The following is an 18,431-nucleotide window of genomic DNA, read 5'->3' on the forward strand; positions in this document are numbered from 1 at the left end:
TTTTTTATTGTCTGCAAAACGAGTCCCGGTGCGTCACTCTTCGTCTGGCGCAGCGGGGTCGGGTTCCCAGGAGATAATGTCACCGGGCTGACACTCCATGGCTTCGCAAATTTTCGCCAGCGTATCGAATCGAATCCCCTTTACTTTACCGGATTTGAGCAGTGAGAGGTTTTGCTCGGTGATACCGATAAAGGCCGCCAGCGCTCTGGACGTCATTTTTTTCTCTACCAGCAGTTTGTCCAGATGAACCACCACAGCCATAGTCAGATAAACTCCCTGGTTTCTTCTTCCGCTTTGATCCCCGCGAGCATGGCGTGAAACGTGACAAATAACAAGCCGCCAGTGAGTAACAGGATCACATCGCCAATCAGCACGGTGACCTGGTAATATTTTTCCGGCCACCAGACGACCAGCGGTATTAAAAAGCGGCACACCGGCAATACAATGCCAAGGCTTAGCATCATCAATGCAATAGTACGCACACAACGCGCCATCGCCAGGTTGAGGATTTGCCGTTTACCAACCAGGCGCATCACCTGCATTCCCTGCCAGATAGCAAAAGCAAATAACCCAACGGGGAAATAGAGAATAATCAACAGCAGTAACTGGCGAAGCGACGATACGGCAGCCACTGGCTGGCTTTCTGCTTGCATCTCGGCAAATTTAAGCATGCTGGAAATAAAAAACGACTCACCGGAAAAATATAACCACAGCGGTGTAATTAAGGCGAGGATGAAAAAGAGCGGTAATATCCCTGAGATAAATATCAGGCTGAGTTTATTTCGTACACCTTTCACTTGGTACCTTCCTGAATTAAGGATTCTATTTTAAAACCAGCATGCTCAAGCATGACATAAGCATCAGCGAAATGGCAATCTTGCCAGCCGCCAGTACGCGCGGGCTGCGCGATAACCAGGGCGCTGGCCACGCGCGATAAATACTTATGGCAATAAACGACGCCTGAACGGTCCATGTCAGCATTCTGAACAGATAACCGGTCTTGGTCAGATGCGTGATTGTCTGCATCATTTCGGCACAATAAATGACAATCAAAGCCAGCACGATATAGTTCAATATCCGTATTTTGTAACGCGCGACCCATGAGCCGCAAATAAACAGAATAACCGAGACAAAGGTTAATATTGCCCACAACATATCAATCCAGTTCATGATGAGCGTCCGTTTTAGCAGGGATCTGCGTTAACAGCAGGCGCATGGCCGGACCAATAACGGGCCATGCGGTATCTGAGAGGATCACTACGGCGGATTGTTGCTGTGGATCGACCGCAATCGCGGAGGCAAAACCGGAGGATTCACCGTCGTGCCAGGTGATGTCCCGCCCACGAATACGGGTGGTAAACCAGGCGTAACCCACGCGCGAATCTGCATCGTCAGTGGCAAAGCGTGGCTGCATTGCCGCACTACCGGCAAGTTTGCCCGCCAGTAAGGCCTGCGCATAATGCGCCATATCGACGATGGTCGACCGCACACCGGCAGCCGGCGTGAACGCGTGCTGTATCCATGGCGCTTCGGCAAATCCGGACACCGCCCAACCGTGGTGAAACGTGGGCGTGTCAGGGGTTAATGCTTCGGCAACAACGGTGTTTGTCATTTTCGCCTGCGCAAAAACCCGCGTTTGCAACAGCGAATTAAAAGGCTGATGTGCTGCTCGCGACAGCGCCAGTCCCAGTAAGGCGTAGCCGGTATTGGAATAATCAAATCTGGCGGGCGTGGCTAAGCGGGTGTTATTCACCATTTCGATGACTGATTTTTCGTCATACTCCCAGAAGTTTTCACGCAGGATCATCTGGCTGATCACCCGGATCTTCTGGCGCAGCGATGAGGCCAGTGGCGGCAGGCCAGAGCGATGCGATGCCAGTTGCTCAAGGGTAATTTCTCGCGCCGGGCCGCTGATTTCCGGAATAAGATCGCCGACGCGGGTTTGCGCTGTCGCTTCACCCCGGCGAAAAGCGTCCATCAGTAAACTGCTGGTCATGGTTTTGGTCAGGCTGGCGATTTCATATTGCTGGTTGTAATCGCTGTCCCAGAGGGCGTACTGCACACCGCGCGGCGTGATTAGCGCGGCGGCGACGCTGCCTCGCGATCCTTTCAATAACGGCGTTAAAAACGACACCAAACTGGCGTCTCCCGTCTGGCGAGGAGACGGGGTGCTGAAACCAGGTTGCAGGTAAATACCGGCGGCAATCAGTGCGATAAATACCGCGCCCGCAGCAAGCAGCCGCGCGCGGCTGCGAAAGTGACATTTGCTCATGGCGCCGCCTCAGAATGTGTATTGAATCAGTGACGCCAGGGTGTACTGCATTCGGCTGTTGACCAGAGGGCTGCTCCCCGCCTCATCGAACAGATACTGCGCGCGGCTGGTCAATCCTGCCGCCAGATTTTTATCAAAATGCCATATCACTTCGGCGTACAAACCTCCTTGCTGCAGGCCTGACGAAGGGGAATAAACTGCAAAACCGGTGCGTTGCGCCTGCTGCGCCGTTACGCCGTAGTGGCGTTGCTGGTAGCCACTGTTCGCCCAGCTTATGTCGCCACCGACCGAGAGCGCGGCACTCTGCCAGCGCCAGAGTTCGTTTTCCGCGCCGCTCGTGACAATCAGGCTTCTGCCCGGTGCTTCGCCGCCATATCGCTGCTTTTCCGTGGCGGTTAACAGGCACAGCCACAACGTCCAGTTTTCGTGTTGGTAACGCAGGTCTGTACCTGCCATCACGGCAGCCGACAGGTTGCCCATCCCTTGCAGATCGCGGTTTTTTCTGCCGGAAAACGGATAGTTAAACACCTCTTTTCGCGCCTCATCTTGCGTTAACAGCAGGCTCACGCTGAAGGGCGAATCCGGCGTCAGTCCCCATATCAGCCCGCCGGTAGACAAACCGAATAGCCCCCAGTTTTCGCTATGAAGATTTACGCCCGCTTTCAGCAGTGGTCCCACGGCCGTGTGGTTTGAACCGGAGTAAATGGGGCGTGCGCTGACGCCCAGCCCGGCAAAAACGGACAACTCTGCGCTGTGTGTAGGCGCACAGATGAGTAATCCAGAGAACAAAACACCCTGTTGCAGACTTCTTTTCATTCGATGCCTCTCCTGGCAAAGGTGGTTGAAGTGGATGCAGGCTAACCTGGTGTTTATCGTTTTACAATAAGTTTTTATTGTTTTACTTTAATCATCTTTGAGGATAAAAACGCGCATTGGCACAGAAACGGTTTCAGGGAGGCGGGATGGCCAGGTTCACAGGTAAGAAAATTGTTATTACGGGAGCCAGCAGTGGTATTGGTCTGGCTGGGGCGAAACGCATTGTTGCGGAAGAGGGGGAAGTCATGATCACCGGGCGTGATGCGCACAAACTGGCGCGCCTTCGCAAGGTGCTGCCACCTGATGCCCGATTGCTGCAAAACGACGGAGCCGATCCGGCAGCGGCGCAAGCGCTGGCTGAAGCGGTAGCTTCCTTCGGCATGCTGGATGGCTTATGGCTGAATGCAGGGCAGCTGGCTTTTGCACCTGCCGAAAAGGGTAGTGCCGCGCTGTTCGATAGCATGATGAAGAACAATGTTCGCGCCGCGGTACTGCAAATATCCTGTCTTGCCCGCTTTTTGAAAGCGGGCGCGTCGGTGGTGCTGACCGCATCGACCGCCGCATATGAAGGAACACCGCTTGCTGCGATTTACGCTGCCAGTAAAGGGGCGCAGCTGGCGCTGGTTCGCTGTTGGGCAACGGCCTTTGCAGCACAAGGGATCCGGGTAAATGCGCTGGTTCCAGGCGCGATAGAAACCGGTTTGCTTGAGGCGATCCCGGCGCCATTTCGTGATCAATATAACGCGCAGATCCGCGCCATTGTGCCGATGAAGCGGACTGGAGCGCCGGAGGAAGCGGCTGCTGTCGCGTTATTTTTGTTATCTGATGATGCAAGTTATGTCACGGGCAGCCAGTACGTGGTTGATGGTGGGCTGCTGCGTTTATAAACGTTATTCTTAATAATTCGACCGCAAAACTGATTACGACTGACTTCCGGTCAAGAACAGCCTATGAACAGCGAAGCCCGTTAATCGGAAGTGCGATGCAGGAGAGGTGAGCGGCCAGAGCGCTGGGTAGATAGCTCAGCTTGGACTGGGTTTTGTCGAGGCTATTAGCTCACATCATATTTAACATAATATACATTATGCGAACTAACATGACATTGAATAGAATCCAGCCGTTTGCCATCATGATTGCCGTGGTCATTTATCGCTGATTTTCTTGCCTATGTGCTTCGCAGTTTACAGCATTGATTCCGCCATGGGTGTTCCCTGATGAAATCGCATCTGCCATCGGCCTGGTGTTGTTTTACACGCCTCCCACAACGATGCCCGCAATGTTTGCTTCACCATCTGTCCTTGTCCGTTGAGGATAAAACTTCGATACGTCAACAACACATAACCATTGTTGTGCATCGACAATGCAAAATCATCTGATGCGATCGGTTCAGCGTCCTCATTTGCCAGCGCAGCGATCACTTGTTCTCTGCTGTATCGTCTGCCTGATCGGCCAATCTCAAAAAAGTCATGATGTAAAAGCCTCTCAACAACTTCGGGCTGGCATCGAATTTCAGGATCATGAAGCTGCTGTTCATATCTCACTAGCATCGCCAGTAACTCATCTTCTTTGTTCATCATCTTCCTTCCGGCCTGTTTGTGTTTGCATCACACATTTTTGAATGTATCGCTACGCACAAATTTTATTCAGATTATTCTTAATTGATTACAAAGTTGTGCCCTTTACTCTTAAATTCTCAACGACATAAGAACATTCGCACATGGAGAGATTGAATGACATTCCCTGGACAGCTCTCAAACGACCTCCCCGATTACGGTTTTGCTCGCAGTCTTGGTCTTGCCTCTGGGGGTGATATTGATTTCACTGCGCTTGCTAATCAACTGGACTGTAGCCGAAGTTTCAGCCAGGTTGGGATAATTTATTCAGACGGTTCGCGCCAATGGTTGGTCAGACCATCCAGGCGGATTGCGACACCGAACGAAAGTTCGGTAAGCCATGTTGTGGTGACAAAAGTCAACGCGTCGTCGAATAATCCGGTTCAGGCAACCACTAATACGATCCAGTCTCCCTCGTTAGCCACCGAAATCGGTTCGACGGCAATTTCCTGCGGCGCAGCGATACTTACTGTCGTACTGGCTGCCGGTGCAGGTATGGCAATTCCCCTTACCGCCGGTTCCTCCATGGCTGTTGCCGCGGTAATTATTGCCGGAGGTGTTGCGACCGGGCTACAGTGTGCTAATGGGCTTGGTCGGCTCTCATTAATCGCAATGAATCATGATGATTATGTCGGCTGGCTGGATTCCCAGGAGTGGTACACGGCAACCAACACCGCGTTGGATCTCATTTCACTTGCCGGGGCTGCTGCGGGTTTAAAAAGCGCGCTATTAACCTATCGGCTCCTGAATCGTTCAACATCTGAGAGCCTTCTTTCTTTGCTGCAGAAAATGAGCCGCGCTGACCGGACTCGATTGACGGAAGAAATTATCCGAATCCGAAACCCCGGCATTTCTAATTCGGGTATTAAAGCGGCAATGAAAGCTGGTGTTTATCCTAAGCGTTATCCTTCAGAGGCATTGCAATTAGTTTTGCAACGCGAATTGATGAATGCCGTAACAAACTCTTCTGCATTTATCGGCAGTGCGATTTCTGGCACCATTCGAAACCCGCAGAATATAACGCAATCCGGTAAATATATTTTTGGTTTAATTCAGTCATTCTCATTTACAGGAAGTAATTGACCCGGCAATGATGAAATATATAAGAAAAAGCCTTGCGCTAAGTAATGTTATCGCAAAGAAAATAACGACTAACGATCCACAACAACTTGAGTTGCTAAAGGATCGACTAAAAACTCGGTTTGGCGTGCCTGTCGGTATGCATATGACTGGTATTCCTTTAGGTATCAGTATGATACTTGCTATTTTCTGCTACGCCATGCCGCAAGTATCTCTGTGGATGATTATTTTTAACTGGTTATCCATACCTGAATATAAAGTGCTGATCGGCGTTTTCTTTGCGGCGGCTGTTTATTGTGTGCTGATTATGACCACCATGTTGCTTACTGCGCGTGGCTCTCTGGCGGGACTGAAATTGCACCTGTTTATCATTATGTTGACGGGTGCAATAGCTATTTTGTATTTTATCTCCGCCTTTTTCTCACTTTTATTCGGCTCGGTGGATAATTACACTCCGCAGATAACATCACTCCTCGGGTTAATCTTCTTTTTGCTGAATGTTAAATGGATAAATTCCTCACTGTTTTATCGGTCAATCGCGCTGTCGTTACATAATCGAGTCTGGCGAAAACAGTTAAAAATAGAGGCACTGCAAGCACAAATTCTCAAACGCTAATAACATCCGCCGGGGGAAATGTTTACTTCCCCTACTCATCTGGCACGAAACGCCGACACACTCCCAGCATAAACTGGCGCAGCCAGCGATGCGCGGGATCGACTTCTGAACGCGGATGCCACAGTTGAGATACGGTAATGGCGCGCGTTTTTACCGGCAACTCAAACATTGCCACTCCATGCCTGGCCGCAGGGTTGAGAAGAAATGAGGCCGGGATAAGTGCGATAAGATCGGACGCTCGCGCCACGGCTAACGCCGCAGGGAAACCCGGTACCACGGCGGCGATTTTCCTGCGCACGCCCTGCTCTGCCAGCCCTTCATCAACCGGGCCGCTTGTTAACCCACGACGCGATGCCACGACATGACCCCAGGCGACATACTCGTTGATCGTCACACCACTAAGTTGCGCCAGCGGATGCGTATCTCTGACGACGCCCACAAAGCGGTCCCGGAACAGTGCCTGCACGCGAATTTCTGGCCCCATTTCGCCCAGCACGCCAATTTCCAGATCGACCCGTCCTTCCCGCAAGGCGCTGGAGCCTTTCTCCGGCTTTGGCGTAAACCGCAGCATTACGCCTGGCGCAACAGCCGCCATTTCCGCAATCAGCGTTGGGCCGAATGCTTCAACAAAACCATCGTTGGCACGCAAGGTAAACATCTGCTCCAGCGAGGCAATATTGAGTTCGGGTTGAGCGGGCCGCAGCAACGCCCGCGCCTCGAAAACAGCGTTCTGCGTACGCGCCCGAAGCGTTTCTGCATAAGGCGTCAGCACCATATTGCGCCCGGCGCGCACTAATAGCGGGTCGCCGGTGGTTTCCCGCAGACGGCTAAGTGTTCGGCTCATCGCCGAGGCACTCAAACCAAGCCGCCGCGCTGCCGCCGCCACACTGCGCTCGGCAATCAGCACATCCAGTGCAAATAACAAATTCAGATCGGGTTCACTCATCGTCGTGTCCACAACAGAAGGATCAGATATGGCGTTTGCTGCAACGTATTAATGCAAATGCTGCGCCTTCCGCCATATATCCCGCGAAATTATAGTTATCGCAAGCACAAAATCAGCAGAGGTTGTTTATGACACTATTTTTGGATAAACCCGGCGATGAAGGATTGCCCGGGCGAGAGCGGTTGCTGGCCATGATTGCGGTCATGATCAGTACCACAATGGCGGTGTTTGATGGCTCGATGGTGAATATCGCCTTGCCGCAAATTGCGCGGGCATTAGATGTTACCGCCGCAGAAGCTGTTTGGGTGGCGAATGGCTATCTGCTCTCCGCCGCTATGACACTGGCGATCTTCGCTGCATTAGCTGCACATATTGGCTTTCGCCGATTATTCGCGGCCGGGCTGGGACTCTTCACGCTGGCGTCGCTGGGCTGCGCGCTGGCGCAATCGCTGGAAACACTGGTCGCGATGCGTATCCTGCAAGGGATTGGCGGGGCGGCAACACTCAGCATTGCACCGGCGATTTTACGCTCTGTCTTTCCCAATCGGTTGCTGGGGCGCATCCTCGGAATGAATGCGCTGTTAATCGCTTCGAGTACCGCTATTGCGCCGGTAGTGGGCGGCACCCTGCTGGCAACGTTAAGCTGGCAATGGTTGTTCGCCATTAACCTTCCGCTGGGCATCCTTGCCCTGCTCTTCACATTACGGGTGATCCCGGCTGCAACATCTGCGCTGCGCGGGCCATTTGATACGCCGGGTGCGCTGCTTTCGGCTCTTATGCTGGGCTCGGTAGTAATGGCATCGAGCGCCGTTTCCCGTTCCGGATCAGGGCTAACTGCATTGAGTTACGGGCTTGTTGGGCTGGCTGCCGGTGCATTGTTTGTTTTTCGCCAGCGTCAGGCATTGCAGCCGCTGATGCCGCTGACGCTTTTTGCCTCGCCGCGTTTTTCACTGGCGGCACTGACATCGCTGGCCTCTTTTATCAGCCAGGGGATGACGTTTGTCGCCCTGCCGTTCTTGTTTCAGAGCGTGTATGGTTACAGCGCGTTGACCTCGGCGCTGCTGTTTACCGCCTGGCCTGTTGGTATCATGCTGGTTGCGCCCCATGCCGGGCGGCTTGCTGACCGCTACGCACCTTCCTTAATTGCCACCGTCGGTCTGTGCCTTTTTGCGGTGGGGTTAATTTTGCTGGCGCGGTTACCGCATAACCCGCCGGTGTGGGACATCAGCCTGCGCAGCCTGATCTGTGGCATTGGCTTCGGTTGTTTCCAGAGCCCGAACAATAAGGAGATGATGGCGAACGCCTCAAGGGAGCACAGCGGTTACGCGTCCGGCGTACTGGCGATTATGCGTACGTTCGGCCAGTGTCTTGGCGCGGCGCTGCTTGGCGGGATACTTTCGCTCTATGCCCCTTCCGGCAATGTGGAACAGGAGGCTTTTGCTGTCAGGCTTGGCTTAGGGCTGGCCGCTGCGGCAACGCTGCTTGCGATCCTCTTTAGCCTGAGCCGCATCCGGCAGATATCTGCACCGCCGCTTTAGCGAGCGCGCTGCGTCAGCCAGACGGTATGCCCGGCGCAGTGCGGATCTTCCTGAACCATGTCGATAACCTCAAAACCGTTATTTGCTAATAACGCGCGATACTCGTCTGGAGCAAGGCTGGCATGAAACAACGGTTCACCGGCAAACTGTCCCATTGCGATCCCGTGGTCGGTTCCACTGGTGAACATTAACGCGCTGCCCACATGGCTGTGTTCGGCAAAACGATCGAACATACTGCGTTGATCTTCATGTTTCAGATGAAAAAAGCTGTCCCAGGCCAGAAGCCCATCGAAGGTTTCGCCGAGCGACAGCTTGCGCATATCCTGCTGGATCCAGCGCTGAGCGGGAAACTGCTGACGCGCACGCTCCAGCATTGCGCTTGCGCCATCAACACCGGTGAGTTGAAAACCCTGGCGGATAAACCAGCCCGCAATCGGCTGCCCGTTACCGCACCCGATATCGACAATGCTGCCAGCATCAGGAAGCAGGCTGGCGAATTTTTCCAGCCAGCGTTGTTCAAACAACGACTGTGAGCGCTGCTCAGCAAATGTTTGAGCGTGGCGTTGATAGATCGAAAGAATATGTTGTGCGGCGCTGTTGCTCATGTTTATCTCGCTTAGATTCCAGGAATGGACACGAACCGCTCTGTTGTGAAGCAAAATAACTGCGCTATTCCAGCATGCCTTTGAGCTTTGCCAGTAAATACGCGGTGACTGACGTGGCATCGCTGATCTCTCCTTCACAAATCAACGACTCAAATTCTTTCAGGGTAATTTTGCGCGTCGTCAGACCAAACTCTTCAGGATCCAGTTCCTGCTGCTGATGTACCAACGCTTCAGCGAGGAAGATATGGTAACCCTGGCTGGAGTAGCCCTGCGCCAGCTTCTGATACCCAACATGGCGTATCTTTCCCGCCACCAGCCCGGTTTCCTCGCGCAGTTCACCGGCAGCCACACGCAGAGGATCCGCCTGCGGCGCGCATTCCCATGCGCCTTGCGGCAGCTCAATGGTGTGCTTGCCCAGCGGATAGCGAAACTGCTCAACCACATACAGGCTGTCGCCTTCACGGGCGATAATCACGACAAAATCGGCTTTTTCAACCACGGAGTAAATGCCTTCGTTACCATCTGCCCGCAGGATTTTGTCTTCACGCAGACGCATCCACTTGTTGCGGTACACTTCGGTTGTGGCAAGCGTTTTAATCGCCGACATCACAGCTCTCCCTGTTGGATTTCAGACGTGCAGAGTAGCATGTGAAGAGCGTAATCGGATGGATCTATTTGGCGGCGAAATGGGTTTCAGAGGAATCGGCGGTGGAGAAATAGAGGGGATATTTAAATTAATATCCCCTTTGCTATATCGGCTTATGGCACGCCATCGCAATTACAGGCTGCGCCGCCCTCGCCCGCCTGGCACAGGATCTGGCACATGCAGTTCCAGTCCATTTCGCCATTCACCTCACATTCAGTCTGGCTGGCGGCGAAGACATTCATTGATAAACCAAATAATAAAATGGAAAGTAATGCACGGATTTTCATAAAAAAGTCCCTTTATGTAATGAATCATGAAATAAAGCCACGCGATAGCGCAGCGTTATTATTATAGGACGGTATTTTATGATGAAGTGTTAAGTAACCTGTTTATTTTAATAGGAATTTTCTTCATATCAATCCATTTCGTGAATAAATGTTCTTTATTTATCAACAGGAAAATTATATTCCATTTCAATGCAGCGTAATTCCGCGCGCGCCAGCGCAGAGGGGTAAAGACTTTCCCGTAATATGACAAACCCCTGCTTTTGGTAAAACGTACAGGCGTTAGGTGTTGATGCCAGCGTGATGCGTACCAAGCCGCGCTTTGTGGCTTCCTGCTTAATCGCCTCTATTATCTGCGTCGCCAGTCCCTTTCCTTCCCACTCCGGCAACGTGAAAATGGCTTCCACGCTGGCGTTGGCGAGATCGAGAAAACCCGTGGCAACGGGCTTATCATCTACCGTGGTTGCAACATAAAAAGGGTTGTTGGTAATCATCGTACGCTGGCTTTCCGGCATTTTATCCGGTGTCCAGGCGGCGATAACCTGGTCCTCATACACACCTTTGCAACCGTGGCGGATAGCCTGGTTACGGATCTGCCATATCACTTCGGCCTCTTCGGGCCGGGCCTGTCTGAGTTGCATAGTTATCCCCTTTTCTCATCATAAAAAACGACAAAGCACGTGCGAAAAGTTCTGAATTTTGAGTATTAACTTGTCAACCCGTTGCTGCGGTTTCGGTTGACGGGATAAAGGCGTAAAAACAGGTGAGTAAAATTTATACAGCATTCAAACTCTTATCGGGCATAAAATATGCTCGCCTGTCTTGATTTCTCACATCACACATCATGTATGTCGCCCGATAAAAAGCCCACATTAGCTGTGGAAATGTCAATTATTTCATCCAGTTAAATTTTGTGTTATCTGTATGTTATGCACAATCACGGCGCGCTTTTCTTGCATGCCGTTTCCTACCGAGGCTGATAGATAATGGAACCTATCGTATATGTTGTCGATGATGATAACGCCGTCAGACGATCAATTGTCCGGCTCCTGGCAGCAGATGGTTACCGCGCCATTGATTTCGCCTCTGCGGAATCTTTTCTCACTCACCCACTGGTTTCCGTACCCTCTTGTTTGATTCTCGATATGAATATGCCGGTTGCGGACGGTTTCGATGTCGCCAGCGCGTTAAAAGATCGCGGACGCGAACTGCCGATAATCTTTCTGACCGGCTATGGCACCATCCCGCTGACCGTGCGGGCAATGAAAGCCGGGGCGCGTGAGTTCTTAACGAAGCCGGTAGAGTCCGAACGTCTGCTGTCGGCGGTCGCGGATGCGCTGACGGTTGCGGCGCAAGATTTCGAGCAACAACAGGAAAATTTTGCGCTCAAGCAGCGCCACTTATCCCTGACGCCGCGTGAACAGGAAGTGTTTGAACTGGCGATCAGCGGCTTGCTTAACAAGCAGATTGCCGCCGAGCTGGGCGTCAGCGAAATCACCGTTAAAGTCCATCGCCGCCGGGTGATGGACAAAATGCAGGCCCGCTCGCTGGCAGATCTGGTACATGCCGCAAGCCATCTGCATATCGCTAAATCCCGCAGCCGCTAATCCGCAGCCACCGGCAAGGTAAAGGCAAACACGCTGCCGAACGGCAGCCTGGATTTCGCCGTTAGCTTGCCTTTATGCCGCTCGATAATGGCATAACTGATCGTCAATCCCATGCCCATACCCTGCGCTTTGGTGGTATAGAACGACTCAAACAGCCGCGCCTGCACCTCTGTGCTCATCCCGCTTCCGGTATCCGCAATCTGGCAAATCACCTCTTGCGGATTCTGCGTTAACGTTGAGAGCGTTAACACACGCGGGCGAGCGTCGATGTCCGCCATCGCTTCAACGGCATTCATCACCAGGTTAAGCAGCACCTGCTGGATCTGTACGCTATCGCCATAAATAAAGCTGTTGTGCGCCTCCAGCGCATACTCAACAGCTATCTGCCGCCGCGCCAGCTCGCTGCGCGAAAGTGTCATGATATGGCGCAGTAAGAAATGCAGATCGATGCGCTCGAACACTGGCTCCTGCCTGCGCGTTAGCGATTGCAGGCTACGGATCACCTCTCCGGCGCGTTGCCCTTCGCTGATAATCTCCTCCAGCCCGACGCGCACATTATCGACCGGGATCGGTGAGCGATTAAGCCAGCGCAAACTGGCACCGGCGTTGGAGACAATCGACATCAGTGGCTGGTTAATTTCATGGGCAATCGACGAGGTTAACTGCCCGACGGTGGTGGCGCGCGATACCCGCGCCAGCTCGGCCTGGGCGACGCGCGCCGCATCTTCGCTCTGCCGCTGGGCGGTAATATCGGTAATGGTGCCAAAATATTCATGCACCTCATCACCGGAAGAGACCGGATCGCCGATGCCAAGGATATACCGGCACTCGCCATCGGTGCGGATAATGCGAAATTCCGCCTGCATGGTTAACCCTTGCGCAACGCTGCGGGTGACCAGCGCACTGATATGCGGGTGATCGTCCGGGTGAACAAAGGTTAAAAACTCAGCCATGGAGATCAGTTTGCGCTTCTCTTCCAGCCCGAGGATGCGCGCATACTCATCCGACATATGCATCAAATCCTGTTCCAGCTCCCAGCGCCAGGTTCCGGTGTGGCTGATTTGTTCGCCCAGCATCAGCGAGGTCTGGCTGGCGCGCAGCTCTTTTTCGACGCGCCGACGCTGGATGTTCTCTTCCACCAGCTTGGCATACAGCCGCGCGGTTTCCAGCGACACTGCGGCATGCGCGCCAAGCAGGTTCACGACGCGTGACTGGCCGGCGGTAAACATCTCCGGCATCAGGCGGTTTTCCAGATATAACACCCCCACCAGCCGCGCCTGTTTGAACATCGGCACACACATCACCGCCGCCCCGGAAGAGACCAGATAAGGATCCTGACTAAACGGGCTGTACTCTTCCGGCCGTCCGGTGCGGATCTCCTGCCCGGTGCGGATCACTGCCGCCAGCACCGATAACGGCATATCTGTTGCCAGCGGCATCTCTTTCATCACCCGCACCAGCACGCCCTCTTTACTGGTGTGCGCGCTGGCTTCGATTTCCGCAATGTTGTCGTCAAGCACGCGAATAAGTAAGCCGCGCTGCGCACCGGCGCGCTCCAGCAGCATGGTCATCAGGATCTGAATCAACCGTTCGAGATTGATCTCCTCAGATAAGGCGCGGGAGGCTTTGATAATGCTTTGCAGATCGCGGATTTCATCGTTTTGCGCAAAGGAGATGGTGTCATAGGGTGTGCTTTCCACTGGCGTGAAAAGATGAGGATGCTCCTGCTGCAAATGACGGACTTTGGCCTGCGCCCCGGCGCGTCCCCAGGCGGCCATCGCGCCGCGAAAATACGCGTCGGCCGCGGTCTGGTACCCACAGGAGAGCGCAAAACGCCCGGCCAGTTCATGCGCCAGCGCATTACTGGGGTTAAAACCGGCTTCGCGGGAAAGCGTAATCGCCTTCTCATACTGTTCGAGCGCGATGCTGTTCATTCCGTCGAGGCGCACGATTTCTGCGTATACCAGCGCTTCTTTATCGCTGAAGGTTCCCGGATTGACACGCGCCCAGCGGGCGATTTTGTTGTAGTGCTGGTTCAGCCGCAGACGGTGTCCGGCGGAAAACGTCTCTGGCGTAAGTTGCATCGACAGTGCGAGCGCGCTGTAAAGGTGATAATCCAGCAGACTGATATGCCCCGGTGCGGACCAGGCATATTTCCCTGCCTCTTTCAGACACGATTCTGCGCGAGAACAGGCCCCGGTGAAAAAGTGCGCCATCCCGCGATAGAGCCAGAACCAGAACAGCATCGTGGCGGGCGGCGTCGGTGGCAGCAGCGATCGGGGCAGGATTTCTTTGCCGCTTAACATGCTATCCGGCTGTCGCAGATATTCGACAAAGTGACGTTGTAACAGAAGCAGATGATCCATGTCCGAATACTGGGTTTCACGAATAAAAGCCAGACCGCGATCAATATGGCTTAATACCGTGTCGAGGTGATCGCCGCGACTCATGGCGTTGATCACCTGGCGAAAAGCAGCAAAACAGGCAATCGTCAGATCGCCATGCGCAACGGCCGCGGTAAAACAGGCGTTAGCGCACTCCACGCTTCGCGACAGCGGTTGTGTCCAGACACAGCTACGCCCCAGCGGAACCAGGGCTTTTGCGGCAAATTCATGTAAACCGTGGCGCGTCACCAGCTCCTGCGCCAGTACGCTGTAACGGTAGCCCAGTTCGTACTCTTCGTAGCGTTCGCCGAGTAGCACACCAAACCACGCCAGTGCCGAGGTGGATGCGCCGGTTAGCCCGCGTTCCAGCGTCAGTTGCAGCATCTGGCACAGCAACAGGAAATGCAGGCGCGGGCAATTAAAACTGGCATACAGACTGGCGCTTGCCAGCAGGTTCATCAGCGCGTCGGTTTCCTGGTGGTTCATGCGCGGCAGCGCGGTGAACAGATGCGCAGGATTGTCGCCAACACGCGCGTGCATCTCCTGCCACGCATGATCACAGGCCGCATCGTCAGGATAACGGCTGAGGTGAATGCCAAACACGGTCAACCAGCTGAGTGTGGTCTCCAGCGCAAGCTGATAACCGGACTGGCGAATATGTACTTCTGCCAGCAATGTCGCGGCCTGCGCCTTTTCCGTCAGCCCGCCGGGCGAAGCCAGTAACCGTTCGCACAGACCGCGCGCGGTTGAGAGGTTGCCGAGCAAAAACTCACAGGCGGTCTCCTCCAGCGACAGCGCAAAATCATGCCCCGTCTCAGTACGAAGCCGTTGCGCGAGATGTAAATAGTTCAAGGCAGAGGTGTAGTCACCGGTATGTTTTGCCCGCCTGGCGGCAAGCATGCTCAATTCGCTGAAGCGCTGGCGTTGCGGCGGCAAAATGTCGTCGCCAGCGGCATTGATGTGGTGAATGGCGCGAAACAGCAGCTCATTGCCTGGGGCTTCGGCTGCCGTTTGCGCCAGCAGCGTGGCTGTGGCCAGATGCAACTGGCGGCAATGCGCAGGCTCCAGCAGTGCGCAGGCTGCCTCGTGGATCCGTTCATGGGTAAACGTGTATTCGGCGGCGTTAAGCGTGACCAGTTGTACCGTGAGCGCAGGATGCAGGCGGTAATGCACCTCGCCAGCAGAAAGATTCAGCACACGGCTTATTAACGTAATATTCCCCGCGCTGCCAAGACAGGCCATGCTCCCGAGCAAGATACGGGTTTCAGGCGGCATTTGCGCCAGCTGCTGGAGCAGCAAGTCGGGGACGTTTTCGCGGTGGTAGCGGGTGCTTATCGCCGCCAGGTCATACTGCCATTTTCCCTGGTAGCTGTTATGGCTCACCAGACCGTCTTCGGTAATACGCTTAAAGAACTCATGCACGAACAGCGGGTTGCCGCCGGTTTTTTCATGGATCAGTTTCGCCAGCTCAAGGGTCGATGCCGGGCGCGTCTGAAAAACGGTCGCCAGCCAGCGCGAGATTGCTTTCGCCGAGCGCGGCTGCGGCACGCACTCCATCACGCGGCTGGCGGCGCTACGCAAGCGGGCCAGCGCGGTGGCAAACGCCGGATCGTCTAACGAGGCTAAGTCGCGGTGTGAAACCACCATCAACAGCGGCAATGCATGGCTGTGCTGTAACAGGTATTCCAGTAAATGCAGGCTGGCGTCATCGATCCAGTGCAGGTTATCGATAAGGATAATCAGCGGACAACCCGGTGTGGCGAAAACATTCACCAGGCGCAGCACCATGTGATTGAACCGCGCGCGTGAATCGAGTGACAAGGTGTCGACAAACAGCACGGGTTTACTGTTAATCAGCAGCCCCAGTTCCGGCGCGAGGCTCACCGCCAGCGCTTCATAACCTGCGAGCGCGCTGCTGAGCCGCGCCTTCCAGCGCGCCACTTCTTCTGCGGGCAAACCCAGTAAATGCAGCGCCAGCGAGCGGAAAGCGGCCGTCAGCACACCCAGCGGCAGAATCGCAGAGTTTTGTTCCACCTTCCCGAGTGCAATAAGCGACGGGCGACTCTGAAAAGCTTTCAACGATGAGGCCATCAGCGACGATTTCCCCATTCCGATGGGGCCGCTGATGGTGACCAGCGTTTGCGTACCGCTTTGCACAACCGCATCCAGCGCGTCTGCCAGCGATTTGGCCTGCGGATGGGCGCGATACAACGTGTTAGCAAAATGCAGTGCTGGTGAGCGATCCTGTAGACCCGGCGTAAAGTGGGCTATCTCGCCATCGGTCGTTAACGTCGCCTGGCAGCGGCGCAAATCCGCCATCAGGCCATCGACCGTCTGGTAACGTTTTTCCGGCGATTTTGCCAGCAGCTTCAGCACAATGGTGGAGAGCATCTCCGGCACCCCGTCGCGCAGGCTATGCGGCGGTGAAGGTTCAGACGCAATGTGGTGCAACACCCATTCCGCCTGTCCGCCTTCGCTGAGATCGAACGGCAACGTGCCGGTCAACAGCTCATAAAAGACAATGCCCAGACTGTAGAGATCGCTGCGGTTGTCCACGGCGTGATGGGTGCGCGTGGTGTGTTCCGGTGACATGTAGGCCAGCGTACCGCCGGAAAGCGGCAGCCAGCTCTGCGCCGGTTCCCCGACGGTACGGGTCGTCAGACCAAACCCGCCCAGCCGGCAGCCTTCATCGGTGAGAAAAATATTGCCGGGTTTAATATCGCCATGGATCAGGTTGCTCTGATGCATCTGGCGCAGCGGCGTGCAGACACGCAGGGTCAGTTCAAGCCAGCTGGCGATACACGCCATCGGCTGATTGGTCAGACGGGTGAGCGGTTGAAAGGCGAATGTGGGATAAACCAGCGCGACGCGGCCGTGATACTGCGTGCTGGCAACGGGTTTTACCGCCCAGCGGCTATCAAGCTGCGGGCAGAGCGCCAATTCGTTGTTCAGCAACTGGCTGGCGCGCGGCTCGGTATCGTCGCTTACTGCCGTGGCGAGAATAAACGCATCGCTCGCCCACGGGTAGTGTGCATTCATCCAGACAATGCAGCCCTCCTGCGCCAGCGGCGTGTAGATAGCATCATCCTGCAGCGTAAACGGTTGGTTTTCGGCCACCCTCAGCGGCCACGGCGGTGATTTTGCGTTTCCGGTCATGGCGTCTCTTCACCTCCCGCCAGCGTGCGCGAAATATGATCGAGCAACATGTCGATATCAATCGGTTTATGCAAAAAAGCAACGGCACCGGGATGTCCCGCGAACCGTTGCCAGGTTTCATCGTCGTGACCGGAAATAAATATCAGCGGCGGCGGGCACGGGCTGTGTTGAAGTTTTTCGAACAGCGCCGCCCCGCTCATGCCTTTAAGTTTAATGTCAGCAATGACCAGTGCGGTTTGCCGCTGCGCGCTACCATCGTTAAGGAAGGCCTCGGCGGACGCGAAGGTCAGCGTGGCGTATCCCGCCGATTGCAGCAAATTGCTTAACCCGCTACGCACGGACGGTTCGTCATCAACAATGGCAATACGCAGGGTGTGCGTCATGGTTATCCTCGGGGGCATTAATCCCGGCGCGGCGGTGCGTCCGGCGGTTCAGGTTGCGGCGTACCGCTAATCTTTGGCACACACTCATGGCGAAACCATGCCATGGTTAACGGTTGCCGGGCAAGTAACCGACGGGTAATCGGAACAAGTTGCTCTCCCACCAGCATGCCGAATAACCCCAGCAAAGCAATCACCGGCGGCGCGGGGGAACGCGTCCCCAGTAAAGCATAAATCCCTCCTGCCAGAAGACCGACCAGGAGGGAGAGGATCCAGGATTTCATAGGCTCACCCCGCAGCAGCATGTGTGATAAGTGCGCTGACGAGCTGTTCGCCCATCAACATACCAAGCAACCCGACCAGCGCAATCGCCGGTGGCGCGGGCGATCGCACCTTCAGCAAGGCGTACATCACGCCAATCAACACGCCTGCGGCGAAAGAGATAAGTCCAATACTCATGGCATTCTCCTGCCGTGAAAGAGACAAGC

At 54.5% G+C, this 18,431-nt stretch carries 20 protein-coding genes; 5 read left to right on the forward strand and 15 right to left on the reverse strand.

Translation table 11 applies throughout. From position 1 onward, the window contains the following. Positions 1–33: 33 nt before the first annotated feature. From ACFX4U_RS02125 to ACFX4U_RS02145, 5 genes are read right to left on the reverse strand one after another with little or no spacing between them, the layout of a single operon-like run. Entirely contained in the window at positions 34–261 is a 228-nt protein-coding gene (locus ACFX4U_RS02125; protein WP_086869080.1) for a helix-turn-helix transcriptional regulator, read from the reverse strand. A gap of 2 nt (positions 262–263) precedes the next feature. After that, on the reverse strand, positions 264–797 hold the full coding sequence (locus ACFX4U_RS02130) for a DUF2975 domain-containing protein (RefSeq protein ID WP_313506958.1): 534 nt from the start codon (positions 795–797) through the stop codon (positions 264–266). 25 nt (positions 798–822) lie between these two features. Beyond that, a complete protein-coding gene (locus ACFX4U_RS02135; RefSeq protein WP_313506957.1) occupies positions 823–1,170 on the reverse strand; it encodes a hypothetical protein in 348 nt (115 codons plus the stop codon). Next, complete coding sequence (locus ACFX4U_RS02140) at positions 1,157–2,272, reverse strand: serine hydrolase domain-containing protein (protein WP_313506956.1); 1,116 nt, start codon at positions 2,270–2,272, stop codon at positions 1,157–1,159. The genes ACFX4U_RS02135 and ACFX4U_RS02140 overlap by 14 nt, the downstream gene beginning before the upstream one ends. Positions 2,273–2,281: 9 nt before the next feature. Beyond that, positions 2,282–3,088, reverse strand: coding sequence for a MipA/OmpV family protein (locus ACFX4U_RS02145; RefSeq protein ID WP_305736096.1), 807 nt, complete (start codon positions 3,086–3,088; stop codon positions 2,282–2,284). Between the two features lie 146 nt (positions 3,089–3,234). Between ACFX4U_RS02145 and ACFX4U_RS02150 the strand changes: the two genes are divergently transcribed. Beyond that, positions 3,235–3,975: an SDR family oxidoreductase gene (locus tag ACFX4U_RS02150; protein WP_313506952.1), complete on the forward strand. Its 741-nt coding sequence runs from the start codon at positions 3,235–3,237 to the stop codon at positions 3,973–3,975. 294 nt (positions 3,976–4,269) lie between these two features. Here ACFX4U_RS02150 and ACFX4U_RS02155 read toward each other — a convergent pair whose 3' ends face one another. Beyond that, positions 4,270–4,665, reverse strand: coding sequence for a DUF4440 domain-containing protein (locus ACFX4U_RS02155; protein WP_313506950.1), 396 nt, complete (start codon positions 4,663–4,665; stop codon positions 4,270–4,272). Between the two features lie 153 nt (positions 4,666–4,818). Between ACFX4U_RS02155 and ACFX4U_RS02160 the strand changes: the two genes are divergently transcribed. Together ACFX4U_RS02160 and ACFX4U_RS02165 are read left to right on the forward strand one after the other, a co-directional pair. Beyond that, entirely contained in the window at positions 4,819–5,784 is a 966-nt protein-coding gene (locus ACFX4U_RS02160; protein WP_313506948.1) for a hypothetical protein, read from the forward strand. A gap of 7 nt (positions 5,785–5,791) precedes the next feature. Beyond that, positions 5,792–6,397 carry a hypothetical protein gene (locus tag ACFX4U_RS02165; protein ID WP_305736092.1) on the forward strand — a complete coding sequence of 202 codons (606 nt, stop codon included), beginning with the start codon at positions 5,792–5,794 and terminating at the stop codon, positions 6,395–6,397. Between the two features lie 31 nt (positions 6,398–6,428). On the opposite strand, the gene ACFX4U_RS02170 is transcribed toward ACFX4U_RS02165, so the two are convergent. Next, on the reverse strand, positions 6,429–7,343 hold the full coding sequence (locus tag ACFX4U_RS02170; RefSeq protein ID WP_313506946.1) for a LysR family transcriptional regulator: 915 nt from the start codon (positions 7,341–7,343) through the stop codon (positions 6,429–6,431). Between the two features lie 128 nt (positions 7,344–7,471). On the opposite strand from ACFX4U_RS02170, the gene ACFX4U_RS02175 reads away from it, so the two are divergent. Then, entirely contained in the window at positions 7,472–8,881 is a 1,410-nt protein-coding gene (locus tag ACFX4U_RS02175) for an MFS transporter (RefSeq protein ID WP_305736090.1), read from the forward strand. Here ACFX4U_RS02175 and ACFX4U_RS02180 read toward each other — a convergent pair. From ACFX4U_RS02180 to ACFX4U_RS02195, 4 genes are all read right to left on the reverse strand, one after another. After that, the gene (locus ACFX4U_RS02180) at positions 8,878–9,486 is read right to left on the reverse strand and encodes a class I SAM-dependent methyltransferase (protein ID WP_313506944.1); all 609 of its coding nucleotides are present in this window, start codon (positions 9,484–9,486) and stop codon (positions 8,878–8,880) included. The two genes, ACFX4U_RS02175 and ACFX4U_RS02180, sit on opposite strands and share 4 nt — an antisense overlap. Before the next feature lie 64 nt (positions 9,487–9,550). Next, positions 9,551–10,093, reverse strand: coding sequence for an NUDIX hydrolase (locus ACFX4U_RS02185; RefSeq protein WP_305736088.1), 543 nt, complete (start codon positions 10,091–10,093; stop codon positions 9,551–9,553). A gap of 152 nt (positions 10,094–10,245) precedes the next feature. Beyond that, on the reverse strand, positions 10,246–10,419 hold the full coding sequence (locus ACFX4U_RS02190; RefSeq protein WP_017456786.1) for a hypothetical protein: 174 nt from the start codon (positions 10,417–10,419) through the stop codon (positions 10,246–10,248). A 155-nt stretch (positions 10,420–10,574) separates the two neighbouring features. Then, positions 10,575–11,057: a GNAT family N-acetyltransferase gene (locus ACFX4U_RS02195; RefSeq protein ID WP_313506943.1), complete on the reverse strand. Its 483-nt coding sequence runs from the start codon at positions 11,055–11,057 to the stop codon at positions 10,575–10,577. 345 nt (positions 11,058–11,402) lie between these two features. Between ACFX4U_RS02195 and ACFX4U_RS02200 the strand changes: the two genes are divergently transcribed. Beyond that, a complete protein-coding gene (locus ACFX4U_RS02200) occupies positions 11,403–12,023 on the forward strand; it encodes a response regulator transcription factor (RefSeq protein ID WP_305736086.1) in 621 nt (206 codons plus the stop codon). Here the strand turns inward: ACFX4U_RS02200 and ACFX4U_RS02205 are convergent. The 4 genes from ACFX4U_RS02205 to ACFX4U_RS02220 are packed head-to-tail and all read right to left on the reverse strand — an operon-like array spanning position 12,020 to position 18,402. Next, the gene (locus ACFX4U_RS02205) at positions 12,020–17,563 is read right to left on the reverse strand and encodes an AAA family ATPase (protein ID WP_313506941.1); all 5,544 of its coding nucleotides are present in this window, start codon (positions 17,561–17,563) and stop codon (positions 12,020–12,022) included. The two genes, ACFX4U_RS02200 and ACFX4U_RS02205, sit on opposite strands and share 4 nt — an antisense overlap. After that, entirely contained in the window at positions 17,560–17,946 is a 387-nt protein-coding gene (locus ACFX4U_RS02210) for a response regulator transcription factor (RefSeq protein ID WP_305736084.1), read from the reverse strand. Before ACFX4U_RS02210 ends, ACFX4U_RS02205 begins: the two co-directional genes overlap by 4 nt. A gap of 17 nt (positions 17,947–17,963) precedes the next feature. Next, positions 17,964–18,227, reverse strand: coding sequence for a XapX domain-containing protein (locus tag ACFX4U_RS02215; protein ID WP_045508421.1), 264 nt, complete (start codon positions 18,225–18,227; stop codon positions 17,964–17,966). A 4-nt stretch (positions 18,228–18,231) separates the two neighbouring features. Next, entirely contained in the window at positions 18,232–18,402 is a 171-nt protein-coding gene (locus ACFX4U_RS02220; protein WP_313506938.1) for a DUF1427 family protein, read from the reverse strand. Between the last annotated feature and the right edge of the window lie 29 nt (positions 18,403–18,431).

It is taken from the genome of Kosakonia sp. YIM B13588, from assembly GCF_042788165.1.
Taxonomy (GTDB): domain Bacteria; phylum Pseudomonadota; class Gammaproteobacteria; order Enterobacterales; family Enterobacteriaceae; genus Kosakonia; species Kosakonia sacchari.

Coding starts and splice junctions, on each gene's coding strand:
- ACFX4U_RS02125 (WP_086869080.1), bottom strand. CDS start 261: ATGGCTGTGGTGGTTCATCTGGACAAACTGCTGGTAGAGAAAAAAATG.
- ACFX4U_RS02135 (WP_313506957.1), bottom strand. CDS start 1,170: ATGAACTGGATTGATATGTTGTGGGCAATATTAACCTTTGTCTCGGTT.
- ACFX4U_RS02140 (WP_313506956.1), bottom strand. CDS start 2,272: ATGAGCAAATGTCACTTTCGCAGCCGCGCGCGGCTGCTTGCTGCGGGC.
- ACFX4U_RS02145 (WP_305736096.1), bottom strand. CDS start 3,088: ATGAAAAGAAGTCTGCAACAGGGTGTTTTGTTCTCTGGATTACTCATC.
- ACFX4U_RS02150 (WP_313506952.1), top strand. CDS start 3,235: ATGGCCAGGTTCACAGGTAAGAAAATTGTTATTACGGGAGCCAGCAGT.
- ACFX4U_RS02155 (WP_313506950.1), bottom strand. CDS start 4,665: ATGATGAACAAAGAAGATGAGTTACTGGCGATGCTAGTGAGATATGAA.
- ACFX4U_RS02160 (WP_313506948.1), top strand. CDS start 4,819: ATGACATTCCCTGGACAGCTCTCAAACGACCTCCCCGATTACGGTTTT.
- ACFX4U_RS02165 (WP_305736092.1), top strand. CDS start 5,792: ATGATGAAATATATAAGAAAAAGCCTTGCGCTAAGTAATGTTATCGCA.
- ACFX4U_RS02170 (WP_313506946.1), bottom strand. CDS start 7,343: ATGAGTGAACCCGATCTGAATTTGTTATTTGCACTGGATGTGCTGATT.
- ACFX4U_RS02175 (WP_305736090.1), top strand. CDS start 7,472: ATGACACTATTTTTGGATAAACCCGGCGATGAAGGATTGCCCGGGCGA.
- ACFX4U_RS02180 (WP_313506944.1), bottom strand. CDS start 9,486: ATGAGCAACAGCGCCGCACAACATATTCTTTCGATCTATCAACGCCAC.
- ACFX4U_RS02185 (WP_305736088.1), bottom strand. CDS start 10,093: ATGTCGGCGATTAAAACGCTTGCCACAACCGAAGTGTACCGCAACAAG.
- ACFX4U_RS02190 (WP_017456786.1), bottom strand. CDS start 10,419: ATGAAAATCCGTGCATTACTTTCCATTTTATTATTTGGTTTATCAATG.
- ACFX4U_RS02195 (WP_313506943.1), bottom strand. CDS start 11,057: ATGCAACTCAGACAGGCCCGGCCCGAAGAGGCCGAAGTGATATGGCAG.
- ACFX4U_RS02200 (WP_305736086.1), top strand. CDS start 11,403: ATGGAACCTATCGTATATGTTGTCGATGATGATAACGCCGTCAGACGA.
- ACFX4U_RS02205 (WP_313506941.1), bottom strand. CDS start 17,563: ATGACCGGAAACGCAAAATCACCGCCGTGGCCGCTGAGGGTGGCCGAA.
- ACFX4U_RS02210 (WP_305736084.1), bottom strand. CDS start 17,946: ATGACGCACACCCTGCGTATTGCCATTGTTGATGACGAACCGTCCGTG.
- ACFX4U_RS02215 (WP_045508421.1), bottom strand. CDS start 18,227: ATGAAATCCTGGATCCTCTCCCTCCTGGTCGGTCTTCTGGCAGGAGGG.
- ACFX4U_RS02220 (WP_313506938.1), bottom strand. CDS start 18,402: ATGAGTATTGGACTTATCTCTTTCGCCGCAGGCGTGTTGATTGGCGTG.